Here is a 13,333-nt window from a genome sequence, read left to right on the forward strand (position 1 = left end):
ATAAAGATAGGAGAAAATATTAGGGTTCTTAAGCATTATAAGAGGAAAACTAATTATACCCCATCTACTATATATTATTTTAGAGTATCCAGGGACCTATAGATGAAGGTTAATTATATAACCCCCGGACCCCCCATAGGTCCCTGGATACTTCACTTACAGATAATAAAGTATGCCCATTTTCCCCTTTCTATAGACATAATATTTTTCAATAAACCTTTTCATGAACGCTCTTAATCTCGACTTTTTTACACTTTCATAATTACCACCCCATAGTTTGTCACTCCTAATATGAATTGCGTAATCGCCAGTATCAATTATGTTAATAAAGACTGGTTTGAAAGGCAAGTTTAAGTTTTTCCTAATCCTTTTTCCTACATATATACCAGTTCTCATTGCAAGTTCTCCTACCTTAGGGAAACCTTTGATCAGATCCCCTATTATATAAGCACCTTTATATTGCAGAAACTCATTTACTGGAAAGAACTCAAAGGGATGTGGTGGTTTACAGGGTGGTAGTATATCTTCACAATTCTCCATGATCTTGATTTTTTTATTATTCATACTCTCTATTATTGCGTTACCTACTTTTTCTCCAAGACTGGAAAGCATATTTCCGCAATAGCTCACGTCTTTGCCTATTTTTCTTAAATAGAAGGCTAATTGTATTGCTAAGTATTCTTCTTCTTCATTTTCAATGCCTAAAGAGATTTTCTCTTTCTCGAGTAATTTTCCTATAAAGTTTATCTGTTCGTTTCTATCACAACCTACAGCTAATACTAAATTTTCTGTGTTTATTTCCGTTCCTTCTTTAGTCTTAATCCATTTTCCTTTAAGGTCAAAGTCCTTAACGGTTGTTTTCCTAACGAAACGGAGGTTAGAGGTATATCTGTTTTTTTCTAAATTTAGTAGATTTCTTAAATAAGCAGTATAGAAGATAAAATAATCTCTATCGCTTATAATTTCTGCTTCTCTTCCAAGAGTATAATATGTGTTTAAACCCGCATACCCCGCACCAACAATGGTGGTTTTCATCATTAATGATAAACTCAAATAATTAAAATAAAAAGTAGTTATAATATTGTTGTGATAGTCAAAATAGCTTACGTGAGAGAAGCGGAGTTAAAGCCCCTAATTCCTCTGTTAAAAAACGAGATTGATACCAGAGGTTTTACATTTGAGTTGATTAAAGTAGATAGAGAAGACGAATTAAAATTCTATCTAGATAAGGTAGACTTAGTATATATTCCACTTCCAATTTTAAATTTCGTACAGAATTTGAGTATATTGAGTAATGGAAGTTATGTATCAACCGGATTGAGGATTCAACTATTATCAAGCACTGCAAAAAGAGTTTTAGTACCTGGGAGTAACTCAACAGAGTTCTATCTAGTCAAAATGCTCTACAATAGTGGAATAACTCCAGTTATAAGCGGTGATTACGACGCTAAAGTAACTTACGATGCAGGAGATATAGATTTATTAAATCTTTGGAATAATGTCTGTCAAAATTCACCATTGATTCTGAAAGTTTTAGCAACTAAGAGACTCGATGAACAAATAATTCTACAGTTAAAAGTTTTGATAAGAGAATCAGCTTCCAAAATGGTAGAGAAAAACGAAGTAAGCATTTTTTCAAAGGAATTAGGATTAAAAGGTAGAAGTTCGATCGAGTGCTTCTTTAAATTGTGTAGAGAGAAAAATTTATGCTCTAATGTTTCCTACCGTTTAGTCTAAACTTTCTGGAGATTTTAACCATTTTTAGTAAGGCATACGGTGCAAATATACCCTCTATAGGATATGAAAATCCCCAAGCATAAAAGAATAAACTAACCACCAATAGTCCTACAAGTAAGATTATCTCCTTCATAAGATCTCTTAGCTTTCAATCATTAAAGTGTAAGCTAATATAATTCCTAATATTACGATAACCGTTCTTTCATAAGTATTTTCGACTATCTCTCATCCTACTTTAACATTACTTGTGTATTATGATACCTATAGTAGAGCAGGCAATATCGTTAACATTACCTTCGGATATCAACGTGTGGATGTCTAGACATGAAGATAAAATAGTTCTATACTCAGATGCAATCAAGTCTCCTTATATTGAGTTATATCCTACCTTTATAGAAAAAGGAGACTGGATTTTGTGGAAAGATAATAAGGTGGTAAGATTAGACGGGAATAGAAGGGAAATTATTAAGGAATATGACTCAAAATTACCTTTAGACATTGTTTATAGGAATGAAGAGATATTGCCAGTATATAAAGGTTTAAGAGGGACAGTATTTAATGGAGAAAAATATACTTCCTATTTTTCTAAATACGGTTTTAAAGTCTTTATAAATGACATTATAAAAATTATAACTCCTGAAGGCAAGGAAGTAGAGCTGGATAAACCCATTTATTACAGAATATTTAATGATTATGTATCGGTTGTTTATAGTGATTTCTCAATGACATTAGCTAGAGATGGAAGCATAAAGAAATATAAAAAGCCAGCAGTTTTCTTAGCAAGTACCTCTATTGGAGATATTTACCAAACTTTAAACGGCAGAATAATCTCTGATTCTCTTGATTACGACTTATTAGGTGTATGTTCTTCTGACGCTAATTTTCTAGGTGAATCCTATAGTGGTATATTTATATCATGTGAGGGAAAAGTAAAATATTTTTACAAGGGTGGATGGTCTTATTTAGGACAGATATCTAGTAATCTCCAATCTTCTGATGTTAATAAATACTTTGTGGTCTTAACGAATGATCTTACTAATGTTTATTCATATGATTTAAAGAAAATATACTCATTAAAGAATATAAGAATATTAAAATTAATAGAGGATAAAATAGTAGCTTTATCTAGAACTTATAAAGTATATATAATATCTTCTCATGACGGTGAAGGTCTTATAACAGCTCAAAAGGATACAATAAGCTATAAAGTCGAAATAAGTGACGTTATAAAAGGTGAGGTTATCCTAGGTCAAAAAGTTGTAGAGACAAGTAGAAATTATGAGAATAATAAACTGGTAATCCACGTAGAACCCTATCTTATGGATGGTAGTCGGATTGAAGAGATAGTCAAAGTAGTAAATGAAATCTATGAGTATGAGTATCCTATTCAACTACAAAGCGAGAAACTAAAGCTCAGTATTAAGGATCTGAAATTAAATGTTGCACTACATAATGGGAAGTATGCTAAAGACGAGTCGAGTAATGCAGTATTAAGAGGTACATTAGTGTATGATATTCCAACTAATTTACGCAAGATGGTAAGTATAAAGGTCAGAAATAAAGAGGTAAGTTATGAGCTCACTGAACTAAGGGGAGAAATAAATTTTGAACTACCACTTTACAAAATAGATGACTCTGAAGAAGTAGTGCAGGTAAGAATTCATAGGGGAAGTAAAGTTGAAGAAGTTTATGAATTCACGGTGAAGCCGAATTTTATAGAAAAAAAGGGAATAAGAACCGTTTCTACATACATAGAGGATTCTAAAAAGATAAGAATTGAGAAAATAGTGAATGGAGATTTTATCTGGGAGAAAAGGGAGGAACACCCAGACTTTTACAATGTCTTAGTAATTGGGAAAACAGGAGAATTCGTTAATATTGAGGGAAACACCGTACAAGTTACAAAAGGCAGGAAGGAAATAGAAATAAAGAAATCGAATATAAAGAGAAAATACGTTATATACGGGATCGAGAACCCAGTTAAGGTAGAAAGTGCAGAGATAGCAGGAGAGACCCTTTGTATTTATCTTAGGAAAAACTCGAATAACGTCGTAGTAGTCGGTATGTATGGTACGCAGATTACTGTAACAGACTCCGAAAAATTAACGTTTAAGTTAGAACCTACATATGATACTGTGTCTCTTCTAGTTAATTTGGGAGGAATACAATGGAATGAGGAGTATAAGCTACTTGATTTATTTAAGAAAGTTTTGTTCAAAGTAGTTAAAGAATCTCTAATGTTGAAAGAAGAGATCGAAACTTTCGGAGTACTCTGAGGACATTTTTAAGTTTTTTTCTTATATGAGTGAAAAGGTTCTCGAAGAATATTATGTAGGTCCCGTGAAGGTAAACATTGTAAAGAAGTCGAGTCAATGTTTTTACATTGTAGAAGAGCCTAAATTATCATCTTTAGAAGAGAAGGCTAAGGACAAGATTCTTTCAGAATTATACTACACTAAAGTGGATAACATTGAAGAAGAGATAGTAAAAAGATTACAAAGCTTTAAGTTTCCTGATGAATCAATTGAAAAGATTCTATACCACATAAAGAAATCCTTGCTTTACGGAGAACTTACTATTTTAATGCTTGACCCTAAGGTAGAGGAAATTGAATACAAGGGATACTTATATCCATTAACAGTAATTCATAGAGATCATTCAGAGTGTATTCGGCTATATACTAGTATATATATTCGAACTGAGGAAGACGCAATAAAAACTATAGAAAGGTTAGCAAATAAGGCTAACAAGAGCATAAATATAGCTAAACCCTTCCTAGAATTTTCCCTTCCAGAGGGACATAGGGTAGCTGCAACAATTTCAAAGGAGATTTCACTACCTGGCTCAACTTTTGATATTAGAAAGTTCCCTCTAAAGCCACTAAGCATAGTTGAGATCATAAAGTCTAGAATGATTAATGAACTAACGGCTTCGTATTTGTGGTTACTTATAGAGTATAAACCCTTTATCATTATCGTTGGACCTACTGGGTCTGGTAAGACCACGCTACTAAACGCTTTATTGAATTTAATTAATCCAAATTATAAGATTCTCACTATTGAAGATACTCCGGAAATAAACATTAAGAATCAAAATTGGGTAAGATTTGTGTCAAGGGCTACACTCTCTGGCAATTTCGATATTACTATGATGGATTTAGCAAAGTTGTCGCTTAGATATAGACCTGATTACCTGGTTATTGGAGAGGTTAGAGGTAAAGAAATTGAGGCGTTAGTCCATGCATCAGCGTCTGGTCACGGTTCTATCACTACATTTCACGGCTCTAGACCTACCGATGCAGTGACGAGAATCACGGACTTGTTGTCAAATGAACTAGCCAAGCTGTTTCTTCAGACAGTGTGGGCTTTTGTAGTAGTCGGAAATGTAAAAGAGGGGAATAATACCAGAAGATCAGTGCTCTCTATCTATGAAGTAGTTACTTCTAAATCAAAAGTAGGATTTAAGAGGGTAATAGAATGGTCTTACATGAAAACAATGTTTACTCCTCCCACCGTAGAAGACCTAATTAAGAAATCTTCTTTACTAAGAAAACTAAAGGAAACTTATAACGTGGATCCGCAAAGCGAATTGAACAGACGTATAAAGTTTTTACAAGATTTACAGAACTCTAAAGTCATAGACTTTGATGAAGTTAGTCAAAAGGTTTTGGAATTCTATGATAAGGGTGGTAAGGTTGAGATGGCTAGCATGTGAAATATTCGAGGAGAGAATTAAGAAAAACTTAGAGTATGTTGGAGGAGACTTCGAGGAAGTGTGTTTAAAATACAAGAAATTAATAAGAATGTTACCTATTCTCATAGCAGTAATAACTATCGTGTCATTTCTTACGGTAAGATTAGTAATGTTTAGTGAAATCGGTGTATTTTTAGTTGTCTACTTCTATCCCTTACTGTACAGTTGGTCTAAAAAGGAGGAATATAAAAAGCAAGTTAACCAAGAGGCTCCTCTTATATCTATAATTGCATATGTAAATTCGTTAATTGATAAAAATATCCTGCACACTATCGAAGAATTACTAAGTGTAAGGGGCTTAAAGGTTCCCTCGGTAGAGTACCAGATGATTAAGAAGAGTAAAGAAGTGTTAAATGAGTCAAGTTATAAGGCGGTTGAGAGGAGAGCTATTTTACACAAAGATGATTTACTTGGAAAAATATATTCTAAATTTCTAATAGCAGCTGACCTCGGAATATCTATAAAGGACAGAATGAGGGAGTCTATGAGAGAAATTTTACAGTCGTACAGAGAAGAATACAAGAATTATGTAGAGAGATCAGCGGAGCTCTCTGAAATGATATTTGCAATTTATTTATTATTGCCAATTGTTCTAGTAGGTTTTCAATTTACTTTCAAGGTAAATATCTTACAACTGCTATTTCCATTGCTGTTTACACCTGCGTTCATATTTCTCATATCAACAATACAACCTGTAGGAGACTATCAAATTAAGGCTAACTATAAATATATTTTGCCTCTGCCAGCGCTAATTCTAATTACTTTAACGCCTTTGAATTTGATTATAAAATTTGTTGCAATTATAACTATCTTGTCAATTCCTCTGTTATACATTTATAGGCAAATCCTTGTTGCAAACTATCTACTATCTCAACTACCAGATATTTTAAATCAAGTTTCGGATTACATGAAAATCGGTTACAGTGTTGTTACTTCGTTGACTAAGGTAAGAGCTAAAAAAGGCCCCGGTTATAAAATTCTTGAGGGTATAATTAGAAAGGCATCTATAGATAACGAGATTCCTGAAGTGAATACGTCATCTAAGCTGTTTAATAACGTGATGAATACGCTGAAGATATTGAGTAAATCTGGTTTGACTAGCGTGGGACTGGAAGAACTTTCGGATTTGGTTAACGATATAATTATAATGAGAAACAGTATGCTGAGACAATTAAGGCTGTTTGATGTTATGTTATTCTTAACACCTATTATGTTGTGGTTGACATTCTCTATGCTAGGGAATGTATTTACTAGCAGTAAGAACGTGGAGTTACAAGATTTAGTGATATTCTCCTACAGTTTTGCTATCGGTCTAATGTTCTCAAAAATCTCTAGATTTGTTACATTTTACTTACCGGCAGTTATTACTCCGCTAGTAATAGCAACAATACTTTCGGCTTTCCCTCATGGTATTTAAAGATAGATATTTTATGAGGGATAAAAGATGCAACATAGGAGCAAAAAAGGTATTTCATCCATATTAGGTACAGTAATAGTACTTGCTATAACTATAGCATTAGGCGGCTTACTGTATGCATACAGTCAAGGCATGTTCGGTAATTTAACCCAAAACGTTAATGTGAATGCCCAAGCACAAATAATAGTAAATCCGTCTACATCTCAAGCTTATTTACAATTAACATTGGTTAATGACGGTAATGTTAACGTAAATATAACTTCAGTATATGTTAACGGTCAACAAGTGCCTAACTTTAATCTTACCAGCTTATTGCCAGGACAGACTTACCAACACGTCTACCTTCTTAAAGGAGTATATAATGCTGGACAATACTATACTATAATAATATACGGAACTACTGGTGTAGGGAAACAATTTAGTGTAACGTTAAATGTTCTGGCATCTGAAACTACGTGATATATATGAAGGCGATATCCTCTATTTTTTCTTCTCTAATAGTTACATTAATCACTATCTCTCTTGCAGTCCCTCTGTTTGTATATTTTAGTAATCTTTATAACAATACGCAGAGTCAAGTTAGCTCGTCGTATAATGCTCTACAAGACGCCATAGATACTCAGATAACTTTGATCAGAGTCTCAAATAATTTGTCCGGGATTTTCGTTTATAATTACGGTCAGTATAACGTTACAATAAGCAAGATAATTATATATAATGTAACATATAATATTAATAATTTCGTAGTGGAGCCACTACAAATTGTATCAATATACACTATATTAAATGCAAGTGGTTATCATATTAACATAGTAGTCTCTAAAGATACTACTATAGTATTACTAGCTAACAATAATTATTACTACTTTACCTAATTTTACTTTAACTTCTAATCTTTTTTACACAATTTATTAATGTAGAGTAAAATAGTCCTATTAGGATGTGTACGGCTACTCAAATTTATGAACTACTTAGAGATGCATATAAGAGTTTAAATGAGGAAGAATTCATAGCTTATTACGTTTGTAAAAGATCTGGTGATATTTTTAAAACTCTAATAGCAACAATTCTATCTCAGAACTCTACTGATAAGTCGGCTATGATTGCGTACAAAAACTTAGAAGAAAAAATAGGTATAGAGCCAAAATTATTGGTAAACGTAAAAATAGAAGATATAATAAGTGCTATAAGAATATGTGGTCTTTCTAACTCTAAGGCTAGGTATATAAGAAACGCAGCTAAGGCATTCCTAGAGCATAAACTCGAGTTTAAGGACTGTGATACTTTTAGAAACTTTTTACTTAGTATAGAGGGAGTTGGCTATAAGACTGCAGATGTTGTATTGGTTACATGCCTTAAGTGCAAAGCGTTCCCGGTTGACACTCACATAAAAAGAGTGATTACTAGGTTGGGAATTTTAGGCAAGTCACCGAGTTATAAAGATATATCTAATTACTTCTTGGGTTTCTTAGAATCAGAGGATCTTCTTAATTTACACCATTTATTAATCTATCACGGTAGAAGAACTTGTAAAGCAAGAAAACCTTTATGTGACTCATGTGTATTGAAAAATTGTTGTGAGTTTTACACTGGAATGGCTCAACCCTCTAGCCCTCAAGCCACATGAGGACGTAATAGAAAGTATAGTCGTTGAAAATATAAATATGTTAAAGAGACGTTGTAAAATTGTTCCTATAGTGGTAGATAGGAACTCTCTTACGATATTAGATGGGCATCACAGACATCAGGCGGCTGTAATACTAGGTTTAGATAAAATACCAGTAATTCTTGTAGATTATCTTAGTGAAGATATAAAAATAGAAAACTGGTATCTTAAAATAGAGAATGAAAACATGTTTAGTCTTTTCTTTAACTCCTATTCACTCGCTTCTCAAGATGAGAGAAAAATATATTGCGCGACATTAAAAGGTAAAAGGATTATATGTGATGATAGTATATTTCGCCTTTATTGGAAAATTGAGCATTTAAAGCAAAAATTTGAAAAGTTAGGATTAAAAGTCGTTAAAGTAACTGAAGTTGACGGGATTGCATTACCACCTATAGATAAAGAGACCGTTGTCAAGTTAGCATCCATGGGTCTAAGGTTCCCTCCTAAATCCACTAGGCATATCTATAAATTTTTTATACCAAGAGAAGAACTATATCTAAAATGCTAATACTAGTATTACAACTGTTATTATTCCTCTATCCTTCTCTTTTTGTATTGTATCAACTAATACTTTATTACCGTTCTGAAAAAGTTCTCGTTTTAAATCCAGATCTAAAAGAAACAAATTTGCCCTTCCTTTCTATAATTGTCCCTACTAAAGGCGAGTCATTAGACGTGATTCAAGGTTTAATAGATAATATAAATGAATTAATATGGGATAAGCAAAAGCTTGAAGTAATCATCGTTTCAGATGATGATGAACGATACTTTTCTACCCTTAAGAGCACCTTAAAAATCCCTAAAAACCTTAACGTCAGATTGTTCAGGAGGGAAAAAAGACTGGGTTTCAAGAGTGGGGCACTGTCATATGGGTTTGAAAGGGCTAGAGGAGACTTAATTTTAACCATAGACGTAGACTCAAGGCTTCCTCGTGATGCCTTAATTAAGGCTTACGCTAAAATGATTGAGAGTAATTGCGATGCTGTCGTTTTTGAATGGAATGGATACACAAATACCGTGTATTCTAACTTAGCTAAAGGATTAGTCGCTACAACAGTCTTAGCAAGCAGAGCTTTATTTAGAGGTAAAGAAAGTATAGGTTTAAGACCATTCCCAGTAGGGAGTGGAACTATATTTAAAAGAGAAGTGTTAGAAAAACTTCATGGATGGGACTATAGTTTAATACAAGATGATCTAGAAATAGGTGCAAGAATGGCACACATAGGGAAGAGGGTATGCTCTTCAGGAGTGCCGATATATATCGAGGTTCCTGATAACTTATACGGGTTTTATGTACAACAAACTAGATGGGCATTGGGTACTGGTGAGGTGTTGAGAAACAGGATAAAATACATCTTAAACTCGCCTTATAGCTTAGCTCAAAAGATGGACATGATATTTCACCTTTTACAATATACCCCAATAATAATCACTTTTATATTAGCAACACTGGTTGCTGGTCTAGCTCCTTTTAAGTTTGGAGATATCTTGAAGACTCCTCTGTTCTTATTCTGGATGATGATATTGATTCTGTATGCAATAACCCTCTTTACATTAGCACTGAGGTTGGGGTTGGGGTTCAAGAACAGTTTAATGGCTATTGGAGCTTTATCTGCACTTACGGTAGCAATATCTCCTTTTATCACTATAAGCTTCTTCAAGGGTATTCTATCTAAAGATAAAGTTTACGTAGTTACTCCCAAAGGCAATGTGAAAGTTTCCGTTGAATCTAAGGTTAGAAGAATAAAAATCGTAATTGCTATTTTTGGGCTAATGTATTTTACAGCTTCAGTACTATACTTTCTTCACTCCTACATTATTACTGGTCTTTGGTTACTGTACTACTCCTCAGGTTACTTATACACATTATTTAGAATGAAATAAATAATACGACAAATTCTTTTAAATAAACCGAATTTTACTTAATAAGATTAGCATGGAAGTTCAAGCTTTTAACTCTATTTCTGATGAAGAGATATTCAAGCTTCTTACTCCTCAAGTAGCAAAATGGTTTAAGGAAAAGTACAAGACTTTTACACCACCACAGAGGGGAGCTATTCCCTTAATAAAAGCTGGTAAAAATGTGCTTGTTTCTAGTCCAACGGGTAGCGGGAAAACTTTGGCAGCTTTCCTTGGTATTTTAGATACCTTAATCAAAATGGGTTATGAAGGTAATCTTGAGAATACTATTTATGCCATTTACATTTCCCCATTAAGAGCATTAAATAATGATATGCAGAGAAACTTACTTGAACCTTTGTCAGAACTCAGCTCCCTATATCCCGACTTACCTAAGATAAAAGTAGGTATCAGAACAAGCGACACTACATCTTACCAAAAGCAAAAGATGCTCAGAGACCCTCCCCATATACTGATAACTACCCCTGAATCTTTTGGAATATCTTTAGTTTCCCCGAAGTTCAGAGAGAAACTTGTTAATGTAAGGTGGGTAATAATTGACGAAATTCATGAGCTTGCTAACAGTAAAAGAGGAGCTTATTTATCAGGACTTTTAGAACTATACCAGAATTTGGTAGCTAAAAACGAGTTAGTTAGGATCGGATTAAGTGCTACAGTGTCTCCTCTGGAAGAAGTAGCAAAATTTCTGGTAGGAAATAATAGAAGCTTTGAAATAATCGATGCTAGATTTGTTAAGCCAATAGACATCAAAGTTGTTTCGCCAGTAAGGGACTTGGTTCACGCGTCAGAGGAGGAGGTTAGTAAGGGGATTTATGATTTCTTGATCTCTGAAATTAAGAAATATAAGACAACTTTAGTATTTACAAACACTAGAAGTGCTGCTGAAAGGGTATCTTACAAGCTTAGAAAATTATTTGAGCAGGAGAAAATATTTGACTCAGATCTGGTAGCTGCTCATCATAGTAGTTTAAGTAGAGATGTGAGGCTTGATGTAGAGGAGAAGCTTAAAGAGGGGAAGTTGAAAGTCGTAGTTTCTTCTACAAGTCTTGAACTGGGTATAGATATCGGATACATTGATCTAGTCATACTCTTAAGCAGCCCTAAGAGTGTAAGCCGATTATTGCAAAGGATAGGGAGAGCTGGTCATCATATCAGAAATGTGAGCAGAGGAAGAATAGTTGTTGTAGATAGAGATGATTTAGTAGAATGCACCATTTTGGCACAACTAGCAAGACAGAGAAAAATAGATAGTATTCACATACCATCCTCACCTTTAGACGTTTTAGCCCAATTGATAGTAGCATCGTCCTTAATTTCTCCTATTTCAGTTGATAAACTATTTGAGATTATCACTAGATCTTATAACTATTCGAACCTTTCAAAAGAGCAGTTCTTGAGCGTAGCTAATTATTTAGCCGGTGGTTACGAACTGGAAGATAAAAGAGTTTACGCGAAAATTAGGCTAAAAGATAATGTAATTTACCCTAAAAGCGGAGCTAGAATGATATTCTTCCTCAATAGCGGTACAATCCCTGATGAGGCTATGGTTCCAGTCAAGACAGAAAACGGAAAATACGTAGGAAACCTCGAAGAGGAGTTCGTAGAAATTCTCACACCCGGAGATATATTCGTCCTTGCTGGAAAGACGTACGAATTTATTAGAAGTGAGACTAACGTAATTATCGTGAGAGATGCAGAGGGACAAAGACCTACTGTCCCTAGTTGGTTTTCGGAGATGTTACCATTAGCTTATGACTCAGCACTTGAAATAGGAAAGTTCAGAGGTATGGTTGCCGAGTATATCTCTCAGGGCACTAACGCAAGAGATGTTATAGAAAAGATCGCAAAAGAATACGAGTTATCGAAATCCGCAGCTAAGTCTATTTACACGTATATATACGAGCAATATATGTTCGCTGGTGTTGTACCGACGGATAAGCTAATCGTGATAGAAATTTATGATGATGAAGAGGGAAGAAGGAACTTTATCTTTCATGCACTCTATGGGAGGAGAACCTTAGATGCTTTATCTAGAGCTGTGGCTTACGTTATGAGCAATGACCTAAAAACTGACTTAAGAATAGCAGTTACAGATAACGGATTTATAATTACACTACCGAATATAGTTGACTATGATATAGGTTCAGTCTTAGCTAGGCTTAACCCTGATGAAATGTATGATATACTAAGTAGAGTGATAATGAGGACTGAGATGCTTAAGCGTAGGTTTAGACATTGTGCTGAAAGATCGTTTATGTTACTAAAGCGCTATAAAGGTAGGGAGACGAATGTTGATCGTAGGCAATTAAACTCGGAGGTTCTGCTTGGCGTTGTAAAAGAGTTGGAAGATTTTCCTGTCCTCAAGGAGACCATAAGGGAAATTTTAGAGGATTACATGGATATAAAAAGAGCGATAGAGATAGTAAGCAAAGTAAGAAGTGGTGAAATTATGGTTAAAGTAGTAGGCCCGTTTAATATTCCGAGTCCATTTGCTCATAATATATTACTGAAAGAATACTCTGATGTAGTATTGGCAGAAGATAAGAGAGAATTATTGAAGAAGCTTCATGAGAAGGTTGTGGAGTTCCTTAGGAATAAGGGAATTGATGTCAATCTCCAGTATACCGAGAGCAGTGAATAAGTAAGCTTTTATACATTTTTTGCTACAAATAATCCAGGGCACTTCCCATAAGCTCATGTATTGTAAGTCAGATAAGGAAGGCTCACAAGATTCCTTGTGCGTGTGAACTATTGCTTTTAGCTCATCTGTGTATTTATAGAACTCCTCAGGATCTACTTGAAATCTATCATCTCCTTCGGCCGTATTCTTCAGCTCT

General features: G+C 34.2%; 11 protein-coding genes. 10 read left to right on the forward strand and 1 reads right to left on the reverse strand.

Annotated elements, in window-relative coordinates:
* Positions 1 to 156: 156 nt before the first annotated feature.
* Positions 157 to 1,038, reverse strand: a complete 882-nt coding sequence (locus D1868_RS04875; RefSeq protein ID WP_231112470.1) for an NAD(P)/FAD-dependent oxidoreductase — start codon at positions 1,036 to 1,038, stop codon at positions 157 to 159.
* 48 nt (positions 1,039 to 1,086) lie between these two features.
* Between D1868_RS04875 and D1868_RS04880 the strand changes: the two genes are divergently transcribed.
* From D1868_RS04880 to D1868_RS04925, 10 genes are all read left to right on the forward strand, one after another.
* Positions 1,087 to 1,737, forward strand: a complete 651-nt coding sequence (locus D1868_RS04880) for a type 2 periplasmic-binding domain-containing protein (protein WP_156006102.1) — start codon at positions 1,087 to 1,089, stop codon at positions 1,735 to 1,737.
* Positions 1,738 to 1,991: 254 nt separating this feature from the next.
* The gene (upsX, locus tag D1868_RS04885) at positions 1,992 to 4,013 is read left to right on the forward strand and encodes a protein UpsX (RefSeq protein WP_156006104.1); all 2,022 of its coding nucleotides are present in this window, start codon (positions 1,992 to 1,994) and stop codon (positions 4,011 to 4,013) included.
* A gap of 25 nt (positions 4,014 to 4,038) precedes the next feature.
* Positions 4,039 to 5,451, forward strand: a complete 1,413-nt coding sequence (locus tag D1868_RS04890) for a type II/IV secretion system ATPase subunit (RefSeq protein ID WP_156006106.1) — start codon at positions 4,039 to 4,041, stop codon at positions 5,449 to 5,451.
* Positions 5,414 to 6,907: a membrane pilin protein UpsF gene (upsF, locus tag D1868_RS04895; protein WP_156006108.1), complete on the forward strand. Its 1,494-nt coding sequence runs from the start codon at positions 5,414 to 5,416 to the stop codon at positions 6,905 to 6,907. The genes D1868_RS04890 and upsF overlap by 38 nt, the downstream gene beginning before the upstream one ends.
* A 27-nt stretch (positions 6,908 to 6,934) precedes the next feature.
* Positions 6,935 to 7,366 (forward strand): pilin subunit UpsA, encoded by a 432-nt coding sequence (gene upsA / locus D1868_RS04900; RefSeq protein ID WP_156006110.1) that lies wholly within the window; start codon positions 6,935 to 6,937, stop codon positions 7,364 to 7,366.
* A gap of 5 nt (positions 7,367 to 7,371) precedes the next feature.
* Positions 7,372 to 7,782, forward strand: a complete 411-nt coding sequence (gene upsB / locus D1868_RS04905; protein ID WP_156006112.1) for a pilin subunit UpsB — start codon at positions 7,372 to 7,374, stop codon at positions 7,780 to 7,782.
* Between the two features lie 65 nt (positions 7,783 to 7,847).
* A complete protein-coding gene (locus D1868_RS04910) occupies positions 7,848 to 8,534 on the forward strand; it encodes an endonuclease III domain-containing protein (RefSeq protein WP_196770278.1) in 687 nt (228 codons plus the stop codon).
* Positions 8,485 to 9,084 (forward strand): ParB N-terminal domain-containing protein, encoded by a 600-nt coding sequence (locus D1868_RS04915; RefSeq protein ID WP_156006116.1) that lies wholly within the window; start codon positions 8,485 to 8,487, stop codon positions 9,082 to 9,084. The genes D1868_RS04910 and D1868_RS04915 overlap by 50 nt, the downstream gene beginning before the upstream one ends.
* Positions 9,078 to 10,460, forward strand: coding sequence for a glycosyltransferase family 2 protein (locus D1868_RS04920; RefSeq protein WP_156006118.1), 1,383 nt, complete (start codon positions 9,078 to 9,080; stop codon positions 10,458 to 10,460). Before D1868_RS04915 ends, D1868_RS04920 begins: the two co-directional genes overlap by 7 nt.
* Before the next feature lie 52 nt (positions 10,461 to 10,512).
* Positions 10,513 to 13,137 (forward strand): ATP-dependent helicase, encoded by a 2,625-nt coding sequence (locus D1868_RS04925; RefSeq protein ID WP_156006120.1) that lies wholly within the window; start codon positions 10,513 to 10,515, stop codon positions 13,135 to 13,137.
* The last annotated feature ends 196 nt before the right edge of the window (positions 13,138 to 13,333 follow it).

Source organism: Stygiolobus azoricus (assembly GCF_009729035.1).
Taxonomy (GTDB): domain Archaea; phylum Thermoproteota; class Thermoprotei_A; order Sulfolobales; family Sulfolobaceae; genus Stygiolobus; species Stygiolobus azoricus.